Source organism: Leptolyngbya sp. FACHB-321 (genome assembly GCF_014695975.1).
Lineage (GTDB): Bacteria > Cyanobacteriota > Cyanobacteriia > Leptolyngbyales > Leptolyngbyaceae > Stenomitos.
The window spans coordinates 65353-86426 of record NZ_JACJPI010000081.1; the positions used below are offsets into that span (position 1 = coordinate 65353).

General features: G+C 49.7%; 17 protein-coding genes. 8 read left to right on the forward strand and 9 right to left on the reverse strand.

The window, feature by feature from the left end:
- Positions 1-72 precede the first annotated feature (72 nt).
- Complete coding sequence (locus tag H6F76_RS23705; protein WP_190511976.1) at positions 73-666, reverse strand: DUF4168 domain-containing protein; 594 nt, start codon at positions 664-666, stop codon at positions 73-75.
- A gap of 429 nt (positions 667-1095) precedes the next feature.
- On the opposite strand from H6F76_RS23705, the gene recJ reads away from it, so the two are divergent.
- The gene (recJ, locus tag H6F76_RS23710; protein ID WP_190511977.1) at positions 1096-3153 is read left to right on the forward strand and encodes a single-stranded-DNA-specific exonuclease RecJ; all 2058 of its coding nucleotides are present in this window, start codon (positions 1096-1098) and stop codon (positions 3151-3153) included.
- A gap of 32 nt (positions 3154-3185) precedes the next feature.
- Here recJ and urtE read toward each other — a convergent pair whose 3' ends face one another.
- The 6 genes from urtE to ureG form a co-directional block, all read right to left on the reverse strand.
- Positions 3186-3887: an urea ABC transporter ATP-binding subunit UrtE gene (gene urtE, locus H6F76_RS23715; protein WP_190454446.1), complete on the reverse strand. Its 702-nt coding sequence runs from the start codon at positions 3885-3887 to the stop codon at positions 3186-3188.
- A complete protein-coding gene (gene urtD, locus H6F76_RS23720; RefSeq protein ID WP_190454145.1) occupies positions 3874-4671 on the reverse strand; it encodes an urea ABC transporter ATP-binding protein UrtD in 798 nt (265 codons plus the stop codon). The genes urtE and urtD overlap by 14 nt, the downstream gene beginning before the upstream one ends.
- 98 nt (positions 4672-4769) lie before the next feature.
- Positions 4770-6008, reverse strand: coding sequence for an urea ABC transporter permease subunit UrtC (urtC, locus tag H6F76_RS23725; RefSeq protein ID WP_190511978.1), 1239 nt, complete (start codon positions 6006-6008; stop codon positions 4770-4772).
- 111 nt (positions 6009-6119) lie between these two features.
- Positions 6120-7067, reverse strand: a complete 948-nt coding sequence (urtB, locus tag H6F76_RS23730) for an urea ABC transporter permease subunit UrtB (RefSeq protein WP_190454138.1) — start codon at positions 7065-7067, stop codon at positions 6120-6122.
- A gap of 101 nt (positions 7068-7168) precedes the next feature.
- Positions 7169-8566, reverse strand: coding sequence for an ABC transporter substrate-binding protein (locus tag H6F76_RS23735; protein ID WP_190454136.1), 1398 nt, complete (start codon positions 8564-8566; stop codon positions 7169-7171).
- Positions 8567-8915: 349 nt separating this feature from the next.
- A complete protein-coding gene (gene ureG, locus H6F76_RS23740) occupies positions 8916-9548 on the reverse strand; it encodes an urease accessory protein UreG (protein ID WP_190511980.1) in 633 nt (210 codons plus the stop codon).
- A 165-nt stretch (positions 9549-9713) separates the two neighbouring features.
- Between ureG and H6F76_RS23745 the strand changes: the two genes are divergently transcribed.
- Both H6F76_RS23745 and H6F76_RS23750 read left to right on the forward strand, forming a co-directional pair.
- Positions 9714-9890 (forward strand): hypothetical protein, encoded by a 177-nt coding sequence (locus tag H6F76_RS23745; RefSeq protein WP_190511982.1) that lies wholly within the window; start codon positions 9714-9716, stop codon positions 9888-9890.
- Positions 9891-10077: 187 nt separating this feature from the next.
- Complete coding sequence (locus tag H6F76_RS23750) at positions 10078-10404, forward strand: type II toxin-antitoxin system VapC family toxin (protein WP_190511984.1); 327 nt, start codon at positions 10078-10080, stop codon at positions 10402-10404.
- Between the two features lie 201 nt (positions 10405-10605).
- Here H6F76_RS23750 and H6F76_RS23755 read toward each other — a convergent pair whose 3' ends face one another.
- Entirely contained in the window at positions 10606-11403 is a 798-nt protein-coding gene (locus H6F76_RS23755; RefSeq protein ID WP_190511986.1) for a tryptophan-rich sensory protein, read from the reverse strand.
- 119 nt (positions 11404-11522) lie between these two features.
- Here H6F76_RS23755 and H6F76_RS23760 point away from each other — a divergent pair, with 119 nt between their 5' ends.
- The 5 genes from H6F76_RS23760 (at position 11523) to mrdA (ending at position 20415) form a co-directional block, all read left to right on the forward strand.
- Positions 11523-11693 carry a PCP reductase family protein gene (locus H6F76_RS23760; RefSeq protein ID WP_190454126.1) on the forward strand — a complete coding sequence of 57 codons (171 nt, stop codon included), beginning with the start codon at positions 11523-11525 and terminating at the stop codon, positions 11691-11693.
- Between the two features lie 78 nt (positions 11694-11771).
- A complete protein-coding gene (locus H6F76_RS23765) occupies positions 11772-11927 on the forward strand; it encodes a hypothetical protein (RefSeq protein WP_190511988.1) in 156 nt (51 codons plus the stop codon).
- Between the two features lie 417 nt (positions 11928-12344).
- Positions 12345-16790, forward strand: a complete 4446-nt coding sequence (locus H6F76_RS23770; RefSeq protein WP_190511990.1) for a PAS domain S-box protein — start codon at positions 12345-12347, stop codon at positions 16788-16790.
- Between the two features lie 403 nt (positions 16791-17193).
- The gene (locus H6F76_RS23775) at positions 17194-18336 is read left to right on the forward strand and encodes a SpoIIE family protein phosphatase (RefSeq protein WP_190511993.1); all 1143 of its coding nucleotides are present in this window, start codon (positions 17194-17196) and stop codon (positions 18334-18336) included.
- A gap of 309 nt (positions 18337-18645) precedes the next feature.
- Positions 18646-20415, forward strand: coding sequence for a penicillin-binding protein 2 (mrdA, locus tag H6F76_RS23780; protein WP_190454113.1), 1770 nt, complete (start codon positions 18646-18648; stop codon positions 20413-20415).
- A 327-nt stretch (positions 20416-20742) separates the two neighbouring features.
- Here mrdA and H6F76_RS23785 read toward each other — a convergent pair whose 3' ends face one another.
- A complete protein-coding gene (locus H6F76_RS23785; protein ID WP_190511995.1) occupies positions 20743-20922 on the reverse strand; it encodes a hypothetical protein in 180 nt (59 codons plus the stop codon).
- Positions 20923-21074 lie beyond the last annotated feature (152 nt).

Below are 21074 nucleotides of genomic sequence, written 5' to 3' on the forward strand. Positions count from 1 at the left end.
ATGTGAGGTTTGCAGGTGATCTAATTCTCTGAGCCTAATATTGGCTACCGACTTCGAGTACTGCGATCTCAGTTAGTTTTGGATCATTTTTCGCACTTCTTGCTTCAACTGTGGGTCTTTTTGCACAGCCGCAAAGATCTGGTTGAACCGCTCCATAGGTAACCCTTGGGCTTGCACAACCTGATCCATCTTAGTCTGAGCATCTTTCTGAAGCTGGGTGAGTTGAGTTACTGCTTGCTTATAGCTTGCCTCTTCTTTGGAGGTGATTTGAGTCGCCGGTTTAGCATTGGGGTTTTGCTTCGACTGGTAGATTTCATTGAAACGGGTTTGAGAGAGCCCCTGCTTTTCTACAGCCTGTACCATTTGGCTTTCTGTGTCATTCACGATCGCCAACAATTGCTTGGTCGCACTGGCAAACTTTTTCAGCTCCTCTGGACTTACTTTTTCTTGAGCGGTGGCTGGTTTGGTGGGTGCAGGGGTTGCCGCTGGCGCAGTCTGAGTTGCAGGAGCTGGCTTTGCACCAGGGGCGGGCTGAGTTGCAGGAGCTGGCTGTGCTGCTGGGGCTGGCTTTGCAGCAGGGGCGGGAGTATTCTGTGCTTGTGCTGGCAAGCTACTTACAGCTACCGCAACCAGAAGTGAACAACCTGCCAAAATATGTCTCATCATCGGTGAACTCCTGGAGTAAGTAACTGGGTTTTTGATTACCTGCTTCTTCAGCAGATTAATTCGCAATCAGATTAAACAGTGTTAGCTCTAGATTGGCGCGAATGCATAGCTTCAGTGTAATCACCCTCAAATTTTCTGCAACGCTGACAGGAATCATAGTCATCTTTATATCGCATCACAAGCGTGCTTACTAAAGGCTGACAATGGACTCAATTGACGAACTTTTAGTCAGAATTGCTCCCCCTTTTTGTAGAGATTCATGCGTCAATTACGGTTAACGTGCGGTAAATTTAATGGCGGTGAAGGATGCAATACCTTTGTATCAAACTTTCTTGTCTGTAGGAGTTCGCTTCTCGCTTGGTGCATACTGAGCGATGCCAACACTGCTAACGGTTGGTCTGTTTTTTGAAAGCCTGTAACTCAAATTCTGTGATCAAGCAACTCTCTCCCGATGCCGCTACCGTCAGAAAACTACCCGATCAACGCTGGCAAATCGCGATCGCTCAAGCTGACCAGGTAAAGGCGATCGCCCAGGCGACTAAGCTTTCCCCGCTGCTGGCGCAAGTACTGCTAAACCGGGGCATCAACTCTCCAGAGCAAGCGCAACGCTTTTTGCATCCAGAAACCGAGGTGCTTACGTCACCACTGGACGACTTTACAGATCTGCCGCTCAGTTTAGAACTGCTGATTAATGCCATTAATCAGCGCCAGAAAATTGCGATTTGCGGTGATTATGATGCGGATGGGATGACCAGTACAGCCCTGTTGCTACGGGCACTGCGAACACTGGGCGCACAGGTCGATTACGCTATCCCCAGCCGCATGAGTGAAGGGTATGGTATTAACCAGCGCATTGTGGAAGAGTTTTACGACGAAGGCGTAAAGCTGATTTTGACCGTTGATAACGGTATTGCTGCTCATCAACCGATCGCCCGTGCCCGCGAACTGGGTGTTGCGGTCATCATCACCGATCATCATGATTTGCCGCCAACACTGCCAGACGCAAATGCGATTCTCAACCCCAAGTTGATTGCTACCACTTCGCCCTATCGCGGTGTGGCAGGTGTGGGCGTTGCCTATATTCTGGCGATCGCGCTGGCACAAAGCCTGGGCAAAACCTACGAGTTAGGTAACTCATTGCTGGAGCTGTTTACCCTCGGTACGATCGCGGATCTGGCACCGTTAACGGGCGTAAACCGACGCTGGGTGAGGCAGGGGCTACAACTGTTGCCAAAATCGAAGTTGGCAGGTGTGCAAGCCTTAATTCAGGTGACAGGTCTAAGCGGTGCCAAGCAGATGAAGCCAGAAGCGATCGGCTTTCGGTTAGGACCGCGCATTAACGCCGTGGGTCGGTTGGCTGATCCGCAAATTGTGATTGAGTTGCTGACGACTGACGATGATGGTGAGGCGCTGGAGCGGGCAATGCAGTGCGAACAGATTAACAAGCAGCGCCAGCAGTTGTGTGAACAGATTGAGCAAGAAGCGATCGCGATCGTCGAAGATGCTATCAACCAAACAGCGAACGGTTTAGCCAGTTCCTTTGCGCCGCCCACAAAAGGACGTGTTCTGGTAGTAGTGCAACCCGGATGGCATCATGGCGTGATTGGCATTGTTGCCTCGCGTTTGGTGGAGCGGTACGGAGTGCCTGTCTTCATTGGCACCTATGAAGATGAAGCCCAGACCCACATTCGCGGCTCGGCACGAAGCATTCCCGAATTCAACGTGTTTGATGCGCTCCAGTTTTGCAGCGATTTGCTTGGCAGGTTCGGTGGACATCGCGCAGCGGGGGGCTTTTCCCTGGAGGCTAGCAATTTGGGAGCATTGCGATCGCGTCTCCAAACTTTTGCACATCAATGCCTTCAGCCCGAACACCTGAAGCCCTTAGTCGTTATCGACACCCAAGCAACCGTCGAGCAGCTTGATCTGAGTCTCTACGCCCAGATTGATGCACTGCATCCCTGCGGCATTGAGAACCCCGATCCGGTCTTTTGGTCTGCGAATGTACGCATCTGTGAGCAAAAACGCATTGGCAAAGGGCATATCAAGCTAGTGGTCACCCAGGATGATGCCATAACTGAAGCGCGCAAGTTCACAGCGATCGCGTGGCGCTGGGGTGACTACTATCCGCTGCCCAGCCATCTGGATCTTGCGTATCGTCTGCGAACTAATGACTGGAACGGCGAAATTTCCCTGGAGCTAGAGTTAGTCGGTGTCCGCAAACCGGGCGCGATCGCTGCTGTCACTTTTTTGCTTAACGATCGCACCTATACTTGCGAGGAACTTCAGCACCCAGTAGGCAGGCAGCTTAGAATCCGCAATGACCAAGGGAAGGAACTAATTGTGCAGCAGGGTCAAAAGGTAGCCACTTTAAATGAGGCACAGCGTGAACCAACATCGGTAGATATTTGTAAACCCCCCTATTACGCTGTGGTTAAAGCCGCCTCAGAAGCGATAGACAGTGCTAACGGCAAGTTGGGCTTTGTGTGATCTATTTGCCGTAGATGCAAGCGCTACCAACGCTAAACTGCAAGGTATTTATGCACCAGCGTGTCGGTTAAATCGGCTGTGTTGCCTTTTGCCACAACCGAACCTTTTTCCATAATGAAAAACTTCTGGGCAAGCTGGCGAGCAAAGTCAATCTTTTGCTCAACCACGACAACCGTGATGCCTTTTTCACGGTTGATCCGCTTGAGTGTTTCTTCAATTTCCTGAACGATCGAGGGTTGAATACCTTCGGTTGGCTCATCCAGCAGCATGATTTTGGGGTTGCTCAAGAGCCCACGGGCGATCGCCAACTGCTGTTGTTGTCCCCCGCTCAACAGCCCGCCCTGACGCTTGAGATGCTGCTTGAGCATAGGGAAGAACTCAAAAATTTCTTCTGAGATCTTTTTGGACTTTTGCTTGGCGGCAGTCATGCCCAGCTTCAAATTATCCAACACTGACAGGTAGGGAATAATCTCCCGACCCTGAGGAATAAAGGAAATACCGTAACGGGCACGCAAGTAAGTGGGCGTTTTGGTAATTTCGTCTGCATCAAAAATAATGCTGCCAGACGAGACTTTGTTCAGCCCAATCACGCTGCGGAGAAGTGTCGTTTTGCCCACCCCATTACGACCCAGAATGCAAGCAATTTCGCCTTTTTCAACTGCCATATCGACGTTGAACAACACAGGCGTTTGACCGTAAGAGACGGTGACATCCGATAGATTAAGCAGCGGCATCGATTCGTTCACGACCTAAATACACCTCAATAACTTTGGGATTTGTCTGTACTTCCTGGACGGAGCCTTCGGTGAGTTTCTCGCCTTGATGCAACACCACAATACGTTGAGCAATCTGCTTCACAAATTCCATGTCGTGCTCAATAACCACAACCGCATGATGGTTTGCCAGCGTTTTGATAATCTCACCCGTCTCGTGAGTTTCATCAGTGGTCATACCGGCTGTGGGTTCATCTAGCAGCACTACTGTAGGATCTTGAGCCAGCACCATGCCGATTTCAATCCACTGCTTTTGCCCGTGAGAAAGGGATGAAACTTTGGTAAACGCTTTGTCCAGTAGACCAATACGCTCAAGAACCGTTTCAATCTTGGCTTTTTTGACGCTTGTGAGCTTGGTTTTGATGGATGCAAACACACCATGCGACCCTTTCAGCGCCAGCAGGATGTTCTCAAAAACGGTTAGGTCGTTGTAGACGTTGGGATTCTGAAACTTGCGCCCAATGCCCATGTGAGCGATCGCATGCGGTCTTTTGTTGGTGATCTCGTTCCCTTTGTAATAGACGTGACCAGACGCAACAGGCGATTTGCCAACGATCGCATCCAGCAGCGTACTTTTACCCGCACCATTGGGTCCAATAATGGTGACAATTTCCCGATCAGCGACATCCAGGCTCACGCCTTTAATCGCCTGAAAGCCGGAGAACACAACTTTCACATCTCTGACAGACAGAATCGATTCGGCGGGTTGTGCCCTGACATCGTTGGCAGACAAGAGTGTATCCATACTAGCCTTGTGTTCAAGTTGATTAACGTACCTTACAATTCCTCGCCGCCGCTGTTCTGTGACCTAACTAGCGCTTTGAGAACGCATTGACTCAGAGACTATTTCAGCTTTGAGCGCCCTTTGGACGATCGTGCTGAACCGCTTACAGTTCTGCTCCAGGTGATGAGCGATCGACCTGAACGCTGCACCATCCGTTGTAGTGGAGTGAACCAATCAAAGAGCCGTGCCTGCACAAACCCTGAGGTTGTGTTGGGGGCGGGCAAAAGGCTGCTTTGTTCGGCTAGCTTGAACTGCTTTGGCAACAAACCCATCAGCCCATTTGGTAAAAACAAGACAACAATCAGCAGCATAATGCCGACAATCAACTGCCAGTCTTGTGTGATTCGGTCTACAGAGTTTTGCAATTGACCCAGCAAAATGGCAGCAATTAAGGGACCAACCAGGGTGCCCCGCCCACCAACTGCCACCCAAATAACGACCTGTGTACCAAAGGCAACGCCCAGATAAACGGGTGAAATAAAGCGGTTCAACGGTACAAATAAGCCACCCGCAATCCCTGCAATGCCTGCGGATAGAGTCCAGATGAAAATTTTGAAGCTGGCAACGTCATAACCCAGGTAGGAAATCCGCTGTTCATTCTCTTTGATGGAACGCAGAACCAAGCCAAAGTTAGACTGCGTTAACCAATAACTGCCCGCCAACACAGCGGCAGCAAAGATGAGAATCATAAAATAAAGACCGATCGGCGGAATGACTAAGCCACCGAACAGAGTCAATCTAGAAACATCTGTAATGCCATTTGTACCACCTGTGTACGCCTGTTGGCTGACAAAGAATGTGGTGAGCGCTGAGGCGATCGCCAGCGTAATGATCGTGATATAAACACCGCTGACCTTTGAGCGGAAAATGAAAGAGCCAATGATGTAGGCAAATGCTGCGGGAAGCGCCACCATCGCGATCGCTGCAATGGGAAAGAATTGTAGTGGTGCAATAAACCAGGGCAACTCTTTTAGCCCGTTCCACACCATGAAGTCAGGCAGCGTACCGCCATAGTTATTGGCAGTTGCAGAGAGGTTCAGCTTCAGGTAATACGCCATCGCATAGCCACCCAGCGTGAAGAAAACGCCGTGGGCAAAGCTCAAAATGCCTGTAAAGCCCCAAACCAGATCGAGTGAGATCCCTAGCACACCAAACAGCAGTAGCTTTGCCATCAAGTTTGCCTGAAACTCACCCGCGACAAATGGCAGAATAGCGAGAATCAAAAAGGCGATGCCACCGATCGCCAGTAGTTTGACTGGTACGGTTGATTGTCGCAGCCGACCCATAACCTGTGTCACGTTGAAAACCCCCTACATTGATGGCAAAAAATAAACCCCGCCAAGCGATGCAACGTTTTTTGCTGCTGGTCTAGAACAGAATATCTATTTAGCAACCAACAGCTAAAAACTCTAAGCCCGTTTCTGTACCGTGAACAGACCTTCGGGACGGTAACGGATCAAGACGATGACAGAAAAAAGCACGATGACTCGTGCCGCCGGATCGTTTAGCAAGTAGGCGATCGCGGAGTTGGCAGACCCAATCAGCACCGAACCTGCCAGCACGCCAATCAATTTGTCTACACCGCCCGTTACAACCGTCATCCAGGCATCCACTAGGTAGTCTTGTCCCATGGGTGGTGCCACGCTCTTTAAGGACGAAATGACTGAACCTGCAATACCAGCCAGACCACAGCCGTAAGCAAACGTTGCCATGTCTACTAGGCTCGTATTCACGCCCAAACACCGCGTCATCTCCCGGTTTTGCGTCACTGCCCGAATCTGACGACCCAGAGCTGTCTTGTAGAGTAAGAACGCCGTTAACCCTAGTAATGCGATCGCTACAGCAAAGATGAACAGCCGATAGTACGAGATTTCAACTGACTGACCACCTGCATTAAAGAGGGATAGATTGCCTTTAATATAGGGCGGTGCTTTCACATACTTTAGCTGTGCCGTAAAGATCAGCTTGACAACACCTTGCAACACAATGCTGAGCCCCCACGTTGCCAGCAGTGTTTCTAGCGGTCGCCCATACAGCTTTCGGATAATGGTAATTTCAACGATCGCCCCAATTACTGCCGTCAGCAAGAAGGCAAAGGGAATCGTGAGCAGCAAATCCATCTTGAAGTTCTTTTGCAGCACAAAGGTAGTGTATGCACCCAGCATGATGAACTCACCATGTGCCAGGTTGATGATCCGCATCACTCCAAAGGTAATTGCCAAACCTAACCCAGTTAGCAGCAAAATACCTATGATCCCGATACCATTCAAAAGTTGATTGGCAAAGGCGATCGGGTCAATGCTTTTTGCTGGTGGAGACGACTGTGCTAGATAGACCAGAGACGAAAGAAAATCCATGAACCCCCCTACTCAACCAGAACAGCATCTTGTCAAATGAGCGTGATAAAAACAGCCTGACCAAACACGATCGCATCCAGTCAGGCTCAGGTTTGCAGGCGCTATGCCTGCTTCAGAAACTCAACCGGAATATCCTTCTTCGTTTCTATAGTGGGGTTGCTGCGATCGTCCGGTGTTTTGTGCTTGCAGATCCGACCCTTGTAGAGCGCTTGACTCCAGGGAATCGGCTTCACTGCCGCCTCGGTGGAAAACACAATTTCTGCCTGTCCATCTTCTTTCCACTTGCCAATGCGGGAGTACAGATAGGTGTGGTAATTGTCTGGGTCAACTTTGACGGTGCCCTGTGGTGCCTTAAATTCTTGCCCACGAGTGGCTTCACGTAGGTTGGCGGTTGTCAATTCCTTGCCTTCGCTCACGCACTTCTCCATCGCCTGTGCCATAAAGAAGGTTTGGAGATAGGCGGCTTCCATCACCCCATTAGTTACACGATCGGGACCAAACTTTGCCTTGAACTGTTCTACAAACGCTTTGTTTTCGGGCGTATCAACCGTTTGGAAATAGTTAAAGCTGCTGTAGTGCCCTTCGGCAAACTCAGAACCCATCGCCTGAATTTCTTCTTCGGTGGTGGGGTACGCCATGATGGGCGTGTCGGCTGACGTGAGTCCAGCGTCTTTGTACTGCTTGTAGAACGCGGGAATGCTATCACCCACCAAGTTGCTCAACACAAAGTCAGGTTTTGCCTGCTTGATTTTGTTAATGATGGTGATGAACTCGGTTGTCCCCAGTGCAGCATATTCATCGCCAACTACTTCTCCACCGGCTTTGACAAGCTCGGCTTTCGCAATCCGGTTGCTTTCTTTGGGGTAGATGTAGTCAGACCCGATGAAGAAGCCTTTCTTGCCAAAGTTTTTAGCGCAGTAAGGGATCGAGTCGGTGATTTGCTGGTTCGGTGCTGCGCCCGTGTAGATGACGTTGGAGCTACACTCGTTTCCTTCGTAGTAAACGGGGTAGTAGAGCATTTTGTCTTTTTCTTCAAAGACAGGCAGTACAGATTTGCGGCTGGCGGAGGTATAGCAACCCAGGACGCAAACCACTTTGTCTTCGTCGATCAACCGCTTTGACATCTGGTTGTACAAATCCCAGTTGGAGTCTGGGTTGACGACCACTTGCTCAATCTTTTTGCCCTTAATCCCTTGCTTACCTGCCCAGGGACCTTTGCCTTCGTTGATTTGCTCGATCGCCAAAAAGGTAGCGTCTTGCAGAGATTTTTCCACAATGGCGATCGATCCCGTTGTGGAGTACATTACCCCAACCTTGATGCCATCGCCAGATGCGGTTGATGCCACCGGGCTAGCACCAGGTGATGCAGCGGTATCACCCGTTTGGGTGCCGCCAGAGCAAGCGGCAAGAATACTAGAGCCAAGTGCAAGCGAACCATACTGGATAAACCGACGACGGTTGATGCCACCAAGTATGATCTGGGATCGACGCGACTTCATGAAGCAATTCTCCTTCCTGTAAAAAGCTTGTATGTGCAATCCCATGCAACCGAGCTGGCGCGATCGCGAAGCCCGACTTAGTAATCCTTTATGTAGAGGAGTGCAGCAATACTGTGTGATATTAGAGTTACGCCTGCACAGTATTTGTATCTGGCTATACAAATAACTTTTGGTCAAGCTTAAAAGGCACTCGGTGAGCCAGATCACAAGCTACCAAAGAGATAGATCACAAATTGCTAAGGGCATACGTTAATGCCGCGATCGCTCCTTTGTCCCAGCACGTAGACAAGCTGCCTTGAGTCATTGGGCTTTGACCCCTTTAGCAGCACGACAGCGTTGAGCTTTCAACTTATGCAGAGGTTTGCACTTGATTTGTGTGGAGGCTTGGTGGCAAGTTGGCAACCAGAAAAGCAATGACAGCCGTTAACCCTTCCTGAGTTTTGAGATTGGAAAAGATGAATGGCTTGGTGCCCCGCATTTTTTTGGCATCTCGATCCATCACGTCTAAATCTGCACCGACATAAGGGGCTAGGTCAATTTTGTTGATCACTAACAGATCAGACTTGGTGATTCCTGGACCACCCTTGCGGGGAATTTTGTCGCCACCCGCGACATCGATCACATAGATGGTGAGATCCACTAATTCTGGGCTGAATGTGGCTGCTAGGTTATCGCCGCCGCTTTCTACAAACACCAGATCGAGATCAAGAAATTGCTGCTCCAGGTCTTCGATCGCCGCCAGGTTCATTGATGCATCTTCCCGAATTGCCGTATGCGGACAGCCTCCTGTTTCTACCCCACGGATGCGATCGCCCTCTAATGCCTGACTCCGCACCAAAAACTGCGCGTCTTCCTGGGTGTAAATATCGTTGGTGACAACTGCCAGATTGTAGCGATCACGCAGCGCCTTACACAACGCCTCCACCAGCGCTGTCTTCCCTGACCCAACCGGACCCGCGACCCCAACTCGAAACGCACTCATAGGATTTTTAACTTACGAACTCTAGATTCTAAAACGATACTGCCCCAATGCTTAAAGTTGAACTTGGCAGAGTAACCACAGACTAATTTAGCAATTAACCAATTCTCCGATTTTAGAAAACATGGATAATGTGCTTTCTTTACATCAGCGTTTAACCTTCATATTTTGTTAAAGAAAACCGAAGCAGGGCGAACCGTTGCGTCGATCGCTGAGTTAGCAAATTTTCAGGTGAAAGCTGATACTCGCACGGAAGCATTAACAGTAATTCAAGCATTGGTAAGCAATCGATTGAAAAATGTTGAATTATTGCCGTTAGCAGCCTCTTTAAAGCAATTTGATTGAAAGAATCCCTGGGCAGATTTTATCTGTATGCTGAGGGTGACACTGAGTTTGCAGAATTAGCAGAGCAAGGTTAATTAGAGCGCTAACAGGATGACGCTCATCTGTCATGAGTGCTTGGATTTGAGTTACCGATCACGTTTCGTTGCTGCTAGCAGGACATTGCAAGATTAGTCGTCGAATGACTGAAGTGGAAGCAGATGTTTCTCTCTCAGTTGTAACGGTTCAAGAACTTTTTAATGGCTGGATATCGCAAATCAACAATTCAAATGACGTACAAGATTTAGTGCGGCTGTATAGCAAGCTAAACCAAGAGATCGCACTGTGTAAGCAAGTACCTGTGGCAGAGTTTAATCAAGCTGCTGGCGATTGTTATCAACAACTGTTAATTAACACTCTTACATTATCAAAAGGGCGCTTGCAAAAAGATATGCGGATTGCTGCGATCGCATTATCAATTGAGGCAACTGTTGTCGCACGCAACCATCAATTTCCCAAATTCCAGGGTTGCCGCTAGAGGGTTGGACATAGGAGGGCTAAACGATCGCCTTGTAAAACCAAAGTTTTAGCTGAATTGAGCAGGTCGCTAAAAATAGTGATGGGGCAAAAACTTTAAAGGATGTGCTTTAAAGATTATCCCAGAGCAGAATTCTTAAAAACCAACAGTACTGGCTGGTGATCGAGTGGCTTGTATTTCAAAAAGTAACCTGGCGACTCGTTAACCAAAGGCTTGCAGTGGTCGTCGCTTCTTTCGGCTAAAGACCAGTAGGGCGACCAGCACGATCGACAGCACGATCGCCGTTATCCAGATCGCTGGGTTGGCAGCCTGACGTACCGCGATCGCGATATATGCCCAAACAAAGACGAGCGTAAAGGTAATATCTGCCTGCCGCAACGCAACAGTAGCAGCGATCGTGGCACTCACCAGCAGCATAATTACCGTCCAGGTAGTTGCGTTGATGCCCCACCCTTGCCATCCAGCCGCATACAGTGCTGATGCCACATTGACGACCGTTGCAACTGAGATCCAGCCGAGATAAAGGCTAAAGGGCAGGTGTGCAAAGCGCAGGCGATCGCGCGAGACTCGTACGTTGCCGCTGCTCAATTGTAGGTATGCCCCAATGAGCGCTAGCAGTATGCCCAGCATTGCCACGATCGACAGCCCAAAGAACCGCAGCGTAAAGAGATACACCCAAATGATCTGCGCGACACAGGCAACAATCAGCAGCCAGTTCACCCGCTGAAACGTGGGATGGCGACGTTGAGCTGGACGAAGCTGGTAAAAGCCGTAGGCAAGCAACCCAAGGTAAATAAGTCCCCAAATGGCAAAGGCATAGTTGGCGGGCGTAATCTGCACCCCTTGCAGAATCGTGTTGGCGATCGCGCCAATATTCAGCCCTTTCGGCGGATACAGGTTAGACAGTACATTTACCATCAGCGTGGCGAAGATCGCTATGAGGGTGGCGATCGCCAAACCCAGCCCTGAACCTGGTTCTCGCGTAAATGTTCTTATCATTAGAGCGGTGCCTGCTGCATACTACATCCATCCTAAAGGGATGGAGCCATCCTGACGCTGCCTAATCCTAAAACACGGGTTACATTAAATAGGCTGTACAAAACCTGCATGAAGGCTTTATGAGTAATGCCATTGAGTGGACAGTAGAAGCGGAAGCTCGCTTGAAGGAAATTCCGTTTTTCGTGCGTCCTGCTGCCCGCAAAAAGATTGAGAAATTTGCCCAGGAGTCTGGCATGACTCAGATTACGATCGAGGTTTACGAACAGGCAAAGAAACAATTTGGCTCGTAGAACCAGACGGTAGCGATCAATCTGGTCAACGATTCGGTCAACTTCTAGATCTACGTCCACTGCAAATGTGAGATCGGTATGCCGCTAGTCACACTTACCATCGTGATGGTTGCCACCCTGGCGCTGATCAATCTGTTAGTGCTACCACTTGACTGGTTAAGTGCCTTGAGTCTGCCAACATGGCTCTATTTAACTGGGGCATTAGCGCTACTATCCTGGTGCCTCGACGATTAGCAAACGGCTATTGCCTGCCTGTTCAGCCTTCGCCTTCAGTTTGTATGCTTAAAAGCTTGCAGTCTTAAGTAGAAGGGCTAAATTAAGCACTACTGAGAGACCGGGTTGAGCACAGTCGAAACCCGCCGACATATAGGACTGAGAGCCTTGAGACCTTGGCGTAAGTGCTCTGTCGAAAGGCAGCTTATCAATAATTATGCGCAGCTATTTAGTCGTGGGACGATCGCCGTGCTGCCAAGTGCAGGAAAATGGTCTGGGAGCGTGAGTGTCGCTACTGATTAGGGCAGACTCATAAAATATTTGGGCAGTCACGGACAGCCTCAGTCATTTGTAAGCAAAGCTCTAACAACGCGGGACTAATAACTGCGCCTCTACAACAGTCTCATGGCGTAGGTGAGATGGTTACAGATAAGCAGAATGCGTACTGAAGCAGGCAACCAGAGGGTAGATATGAAGGCAGTGCCACAAACAGAGGAAACGAAGCGGCTAGAGGCTCTGTTTCAGTACCAAATTCTGGATACAGCGCCTGAGGAAGCCTTCGATGACCTGACGCAGCTAGCGGCTCAGGTTTGCGGTACACCGATGGCGATGATGACTCTGGTAGCGGGCGATCGCCAGTGGGTTAAGTCAAAAGTAGGGGTGGCGATCGATACCCTAGAGCTTCACGTTGGCTTTTGTGCCCTCTGCGTCGAACGGCGGGAGCCTCTCATCATTGCTGATACCGCCGCTGATCCTCAGTTTGCCAAAAACGTAGTGGTAACAGATGCGCCGTATGTCCGCTTTTATCTGGCTGTTCCTTTAATTACACCATCAGGGTATGCGATCGGCACCCTTTGCGTGATGGATCGGCAGCCTCGCGAACCGCAGCCAGCGCTTGTGGATGCTCTTTGTCGGCTCGGTCGCCAGGTCGTCAGACAGCTAGAGCTACGCCTGAGTCTTGATGCCTTGACGACTGCGATCGACGAACGGCGGCAGGTCGAGGTCGCACTCCAACGCAGTGAAGGTCGCTTTCGGGGCGCGTTTGACTCTGCCGCAATCGGCATGGCGCTCGTTGGGCTTGATGGACGCTTCTTGCAAGTCAATCGCTCAATCTGCGCCATTTTTGGTTACTCCGAGTCAGAAATGCTGACCAAAACCTTTCAAGAGTTGACCTATCCTGATGACCTGGAGCAAAATTTGCGCTTTTTTCAGCAAATGTTGTTAGGCGAGGTTGAGTCCTATCAGTTAGAAAAACGCTACCTTCACAAAACAGGGTATATAGTGTGGGTCTTGCTCACATCGTCTCTGTTGCGCGATGCCGAGGGCAACCCGCTACACCTGGTTTCTCAGCTTCAAGATATTACCCAGCGCAAGCTGACCGAACACGCCTTGCAGCAAAGCGAAGCCCATTTTCGTGACCTGGTGCAGAAGCTCTCAACAGGTATTGCGTTGCAGGGTTCAAAGGCTGAAATGTTGCTGGTTAACCCAGCCGCCCTAAAAATGTTGGGTCTAGACGAAGCCCAAATGATGGGGATGTCATCTCTAGATCCTCGCTGGCGAGTCGTGCATGAAGACGGCTCTCCCTTCCCTGGCGAAGAGCATCCTGTACCCCAGGCGATTGCCACTGGCAAACCTGTACATAACGTCGTCATGGGCGTGTATCGTCCCAAATTCGGTGATCTGGCTTGGCTTTTAGTCAACGCCGACCCGCACTTCAACCCTGATGGCAGCATCCAGCACGTTCTTTGTTCCTTCAACAACATTACCGATCGCAAGCAAATTGAGGAAACCTTACGCAAGACTGAAGCTCGCAGTCAGGCGTTGCTTAATGCCCTTCCTGACCTGATGCTGCGCGTCAACCGTGAGGGTGTTTACCTGGATGTCAAATTTGCTAAAGACTTTGGTACGCTTCTGCCGCCTGCTGAAATTATTGGCAAATGTGAAGCCGATGCCCTGCCTCCCGAAGTAGCTCAGAAGCGTCGCCACTGCCTGGAGCAAGCCCTTAAAACAGGCGAACTCCAATTTTGTGAATATCAACTGACGCTGGAGGATGGTATTCACTATGAAGAAGCCCGCATTGCCGTTAGTGGTGATGATGAAGCCGTAATCATCGTGCGCGATGTCACCCAACGCAAACTGGCAGAAGCAGAGCTAGAAAGTCAAAACTACCGCGCCTACCTCCTTACAGCGATCACTCTCCGCATTCGGCAATCGCTGAAGCTAAGTGAGATTTTGAGTACAACGGTGGCTGAGGTGCGCCAGTTTCTGCAAGTCGATCGCGTTCTCATGTATCGCTTTGAACCGAATTGGGATGGCACGGTTGTTGTGGAGTCGGTCGCTCCAGGCTGCATGTCTACCTTGGGAGCGATGGTTCAGGACACCTGCTTTAAAGATGGTGGTTGGCAAGTGTACTACCGGGGCAGAACGCAGATACTCGACGATGTTGAACAGGCTTCCCTCTCCACCTGTTACAAAGACCTGCTGGCTCAATTTCAAGTGCGAGCCAATCTGGTAGTGCCCATTCTCGAAGGGCGCAGTGCCACTGGCAAAACCAGGCTTTGGGGGTTGCTCATTGCTCATCATTGCGCTGCTCCTAGGCATTGGCGCACTTTTGAAATTGACTTTTTGACCCAGCTAGCCGATCAGGTGGGCATTGCGCTGACGCAGGCGCATTTGTTAGTACGCGAAACCCAACAGCGCGAACAGTTAGCACAACATAATGTGGCGCTAGAGCAAGCCCGCCGCGAGGCAGAGCAAGCCTCTCAGATGAAAAGTACCTTTCTGGCAACTGTCAGCCACGAAATTCGCACACCAATGAACGGTGTCTTGGGCATGACTGGGCTGCTCAAGGAAACCAGCCTTAACCCAGAACAGCGCGATTTTGTCGAAACAATCCAGACCAGTGGTGAAACGCTGCTGCATTTGATCAATCAAATCCTCGATTTTTCTAAGCTGGAAGCTGGGGAAATGGAGCTAGACGCGATCGACTTTAACTTAAACCTATGTGTCGAAGAGGTCGCAGGCATCCTGGCTCCCGTTGCCCATGCTAAACGGCTTGAACTGGCAACCCTTGTTTACCGAAACCTACCGACTCAACTTCGCGGCGATGCCAATCGGCTTCGGCAAATTCTGACCAATCTGGTGGGCAATGCGATTAAGTTCACCAGCGCTGGTGAGGTGGTGGTACAGGCATCGCTCATTGCTGAAACGTCTACCACAGCCACCATTATGTTCTCTGTAACTGATACGGGTATTGGTATTCCTGCTGCTGGTCTAGAGCGGCTGTTCAAGCCGTTTTCGCAGGTAGATGCGTCTACCACACGACGCTATGGTGGTACAGGCTTGGGGTTAGCCATTGCCCGCCAGTTGGTCGAGCTGATGGGCGGCGAGATTGGAGTGGAAAGTACGCTGGGGCAAGGATCGCGGTTTTGGTTCACGCTGACATTCGATCGCCCCTATCGTCCGGCTACATCACCGCCACTGACGATCGCCGCTCCCCTCCATCAACTCCGTCTACTAATCGTGGATGACAATGCCACCAATCGCAAAATCATGCGTTATCAGGTTTCTGCCTGGGGGATGCACGCTGATGAAGCTGAAAATGCAACGACCGCGCTCCAGGCGTTGCGAGAACACGCCAGTATGGGCATTCCTTACGACGTAGCAGTGTTAGATATGCGAATGCCAGAGATGGATGGCGAGATGCTGGGCTGTCAGATCAAGGCAGAGCCACTGCTAGCTAGCACAAAGCTGATTATGATGACCTCCCTTAATCAGGGGAGCAGCAGTAGCCGGATTTTAGCGCAAGGGTTTTCGGCTTACCTGGTCAAGCCCGTTAAGCAGTCTCGCTTGATCGACTGCATTCTAAATGCCGTGATGGCTGATCCATCGCTGCGATTGCCCCTCGTCCCTGCACCATCTGATGCTGAGCAGTTGGCTTGTCCTTTTGATGCTGGCTCTTTTGATGCTAGCTCGCTACTAGCTAGCAAGACAGGGCGATCGACCGATTCAACTCCTGACAATGCTCATCCCGCAATCCCCCTGACCTTGTTGCTTGTAGAGGATAATGTCGTGAATCAGCGGGTGACATTGAGCCAGCTTAAGCATTTAGGCTATACCGCTGATGTTGCCTCTGATGGCGAAGTGGCGTTACAAATGATGACCCAAACCACTTACGACCTGGTGCTGATGGATTGCCAAATGCCTGGGCTGGATGGCTACAGCACAACTCGTGTCATTCGTCGGCTGGAAGAAGGGCAACTGCAACAGGTGATTATTATTGCGCTCACGGCAAATGCGATGAAAGAAGACCGCGATAGATGTCTTGCAACCGGGATGGATGACTACCTGAGTAAGCCACTGCGGAAGGATGTTTTAGCTGCTAAATTAGCCCACTGGAGCCAGGTGCTGCTAGCACGTAGACAGACCGCTACAAGTGCGCTACCATCCCCAGCAATAACTACTGTTCTCCAGCCACCATTGGCACCATCGGCAGACGCGATCGCTTCCTCTACGATCGCTAGCCCACCCACGGCTAACAACGCATTGAGCCACGTGATTGATTGGAATTATTTACATCAACTTTCGGACAATAATGAGGAGTTTGAGCGTGAGCTACTGCATATTTTCGTCGAAGATGTTGGTAATCATCTAGCGTGCCTGAAAGTAGCAATCGAACACCGTCATTTTCTTGACGTAGAACATACCGCTCATCATATTAAAGGTGCCAGTGCTAATGTGGGTCTAGCGGCAATGTCCGCGATCGCGTCTCAATTTGAGCAAGAGGCACGGCACAATCAAATTCAAGCAGATGCGGTTGAACAATTAGCTAAATTGCAACAAACCCTTGATGCTGTTCAACTCTTTCTGTCAACCGGAACCTGAGCCGTAATGGGTATCTGATCAATCATTAAGTAGGAGGGCTAAATTAAGTACTATTTAGAGACTAGGTTTCGGCTGCGCTCAACCTGCCTACATATAAGACTGAGAGCATTGAGACTTCGGCATGAGCTTTCGACCTGAGCACTCATGCCTAAGGGCGTTTAAGCCGAAGGACGTTCAGGCTTCGACGTTGAGCTTCGTGGAAACGTCGAACGCGAAGTCGAAATGCAGCTTGTAAATAACGCCCAGCTACTTACTGACACCTAAAGACTGACACCTAAAGCTGCTGCTTTTACTTTAGTCATTTTAATTAAAGTGATCGCTATGGTAGTTAGGAGGATTGGGAAAACTGATCCGACTATTGCTATAAAAGATAACTCCAAACCTTTAAACTAACTTTCTTTTTATGGCTCAAATCTTAGTTATTGATGACGATCCAACTACTCAGGTTATTCTGAAAAAAATACTTAAAGATCAGGGACATAACGTTGCTGTTGCCAACAATGGGCTAGAGGGTATTAGACAAGCACGAGAACTTCGTCCATCGCTTATTATTTGCGATTGGCTAATGCCGTTGATCGATGGCTTAGAAGTGTGTCGTCAGCTTAAAACTGATTCTGATTTAGCCAACATTTTCTTTATTTTGTTAACGTCTCGCGGTGCGATCGAAGACCGTGTACATGGGTTAGATAATGGTGCGGATGACTTTTTAGCTAAGCCAGTTGATCTCAACGAACTGAAGGCACGAGTGCGGGCAGGCTTGCGTTTGCAGCAAGCAAATCAAGACTTGCAGACTCAGAAAAATCTGTTGGAAGCTGCTTTTAGCGAAGCGGCAGAGTATGTGCGATCGCTGTTGCCAGCGCCTTTAGAGGGCAGCATTGTGATTGACTCACGGTTTGTACCATCACAGCATCTAGGTGGCGATTGCTTCGACTATTACTGGCTTGATCCTGAGTACTTAGCGATTTATCTTTTGGATGTTTCTGGGCATGGTTTAGGTGCAGCCTTGCCATCCGTCTCAGTCCTAAATATGCTGCGAGCGCAGTCAATGGGTGACGTAAACTTCTATCAACCCAGCCATGTTTTGACGGCTCTTAACGAAGCCTTTCAAATGGATAGTCAGAATGCCAAATACTTTACAATTTGGTACGGTGTTTACAATCAGACGAAGCAGCAACTGGTTTATTCAAGCGCCGGACATCCGCCCGCTATCTTGCTGCACGACAGCACTGATCAAGGCATTCAAGTCACGCACTTAAAGACGACTGGTATGCCGATTGGTCTCTTTTCTGATACACGTTTTACTGATCAGCGTTGCGATATTGACGAAGCCAGCGTTCTCTATGTCTTCAGCGATGGTCTTTATGAGTTCTTTCAGGGCAATGAGCTTTGGGGTTTTGATGCTTTTGCTTCTTTATTAGTTGACGATCGCGCTGCAATTGAAGCGCACGGCTTAGATCATATTCTGAACCGTATCCATACACTTAATAATCAAGCGGCGTTAGACGATGATTTATCGTTACTGCGAATTCGCTTTGGTGCCAGTTAACTTTAATCTAAGTGCCAGCTAACTTTAATCTAAGCGCTAAAAAATTGGCTGCACCAAATATAGTGAGTTTCGTTAAGCGCTAACGACGAATGCTACAGGGCTTGGTCAGATAGAGCGCTGCTAGAGAGAGAAACTTATGCAATGTTTGTATAAACTTTGCGGATATATTGAAGGCATAAGAGAAGCAAGAGTATTAGACAGACAGTTGCTTGCTACGGCTAGTAATAGATTTAGTTTTCACTGTAAAATTTTGCCCAATTGCCTTGAAAGTTATAGCCGGTATGCTTCTATCGTTGGACGTTCTTAGTCATGGCTAATGGTCTTTCCCTTGCTTCTAAAAACCGCCGTATCCACGTTGGACTGACACAGCGATCGCAGCACGCGGTGATTTTTCTGTTGATTGTAACGGGGTTGATCAGCACTTGCCTGTTGCGATTGATTCAGCTTCAGCTTGTTCAGGGTGAGTATCACCGACATCTTGTTGATAAAAACCGGATTGCACTAGTGCCTTCGCCGTCCGATCGAGGCAATATTCTCGATCGCAATGGCAAACTGCTGGCATCCAATCGGCTGGCGCGATCGGTCTATCTTTCGCCTAGAGAACAATCTAAGGCGCAGTGGGCAGACACCGCAACAAAACTAGGTCGCATTCTTAACATGCCGCCTGAAGAGATTCTTGCCAAGCTAGAACAGGGTGGGTATAACTCTCCCGCACCAGTGCGCGTGAGCCGTGATTTGACACCGTCTGCCTTTGTTGCTTTAGCAGAGACCCATAATCAGTTTCCGGGGTTAGAGATTCGCAGTGAGTCAAACCGCCACTACCCCCATGGCAGTCTAGCCTCGCACATCCTGGGCTATATCAGTGAGGCAACGATTGATGATCTCAAGCAGCATCCTGAGTACCACATGGGGATGCTGGTAGGGCAGATGGGCGTTGAGCGCATTGCCAACAACTCACTTCAAGGAGTGTGGGGCGGACAACTGCTGGAAGTCGATGCCGCTGGACAAATCGTTAAATCGCTGGGCATGAAGCCGTCGCAGGCTGGTTCGCCGATGCAGCTAACCCTCGATTTGGAGTTGCAAAAAACGGCAGAAAAAGCGCTGGCAAAGCGTCGAGGCGCTGTCGTGGCACTAGATGTGCACACAGGTGAAGTACTCGCGCTGGCAAGTGGTCCTACGTTTGATCCTAATTTGTTCACACGCCGCATTTCTCCAGCCGAATGGAAAGAGCTACAGAGCAGCAGCCAGCCCTTTTTGAATCGTGCTTTGCAAGGCTATCCACCTGGTAGCACCTTTAAAGTGGTAACGGCAGCCGCTGGTATTCAGTCTGGCAAGTTTTCGCCCGATTCAACGCTGGCAACCTTTGCTGCACTCAACTTGGGTGGGCACTTGTTTCACGAGCATGGCGCTGGCTATGGGGTGATTGGCTTTCGGGATGCTTTTGCTTACAGCAGCAATACGTTCTTCTATCAGGTGGGGTTGGCAGCGGGACCCGAACAAATTTCTAAATGGGCAAAACGGTTGGGGATTGGCACTACAGACACGATGGGCTTGGATGGTGGAAGCCGGGGCTTAGTACCAACACCAGCGGAGAAGGAGACGTTATACAAAGAACCCTGGTATGGTGGCGACACCGTAAGTATGGCGATCGGTCAAGGGTTAGTGCAGGTCACACCGTTAGAAATGGCAGTGATGACAGCGGCGATCGTGAACGATGGCAAGCGTGTCAAGCCGCATTTACTGAAAGCTCAAACGGCTGATCCCCAACTGAAACCTGAAGCAACTGGGTTAGACCCAGGCACGATCGCCATTATTAAAGCAGGTCTGAACGCCGTTGTACAAAAGGGGACAGCTAAACAGCTTAGCGATGGCTCGATTCCTCCGACTGGCGGCAAGACAGGAACATCCGAAGTGTTGGGGCAACCGGATCATGCCCTCTATGTTGGCTTTGGTCCTGTAGGTAACCCCCGCATCGCAGTGGCAGTTGTAGTCGAGAATGGCGGTTTTGGGGCTGTGTCAGCAGTGCCGATCGCTCACGAACTTTATAAGACGTACTTCAAATCTCACCCTAAGAAGTGAGGTTAAACCTTTCCCTAACCAGGGGCAGTGTACATAGATCTCTCAGGGAGCCGCAAGTTGTAAAGTGCCCCTCCTTAGTTCCCTTAAATAAAGAAACTTAAACGTTGTAGTTTGGTTTCCTTTTTGAAAGCGGGCTAGGGAGGATTAGTGCGACTTTTGTCTACAGGCAGGGAGACGATCGCAAAAAGTATCGTCTAGCAGAGGCGCAGAGTTTGCAGGGAATTTCCTTAGCATTCTCGGCGCTTTTGTGTTAGCAGCTTGTACAGCGCTCGCTAAAAAGCTAACAAGTTGTGACTTTTGCACCTTTTGCAATTCTTATCATTGCCTTTATTTTTCCCCACGAAATCCACAGTGTTTCCACAAGTTGTTGAGCGCTTTTCCCCACGAAATCCACAGCTTATCCACAAGATTGCGAAAGTTTTCCACAGGCTGCACGAAGGCATCGGTCTTTGCCGCCGCGATCGACCAATTGGGGACGATCGGGTTCAAGGCGCGAAAATCGCCCAAGCTTCATGAAGTTATGTAACAAAAAAGTGCCTCAAACCATGATTGCCTCGTGAATCTTTTGATCGTCTAAAGTCGTATGTAACATTTCGCAGCATTGACAAGACAGGGAACCCGACCGCACAATGTGACGACTGGCTTGAAAGCGCACCGAC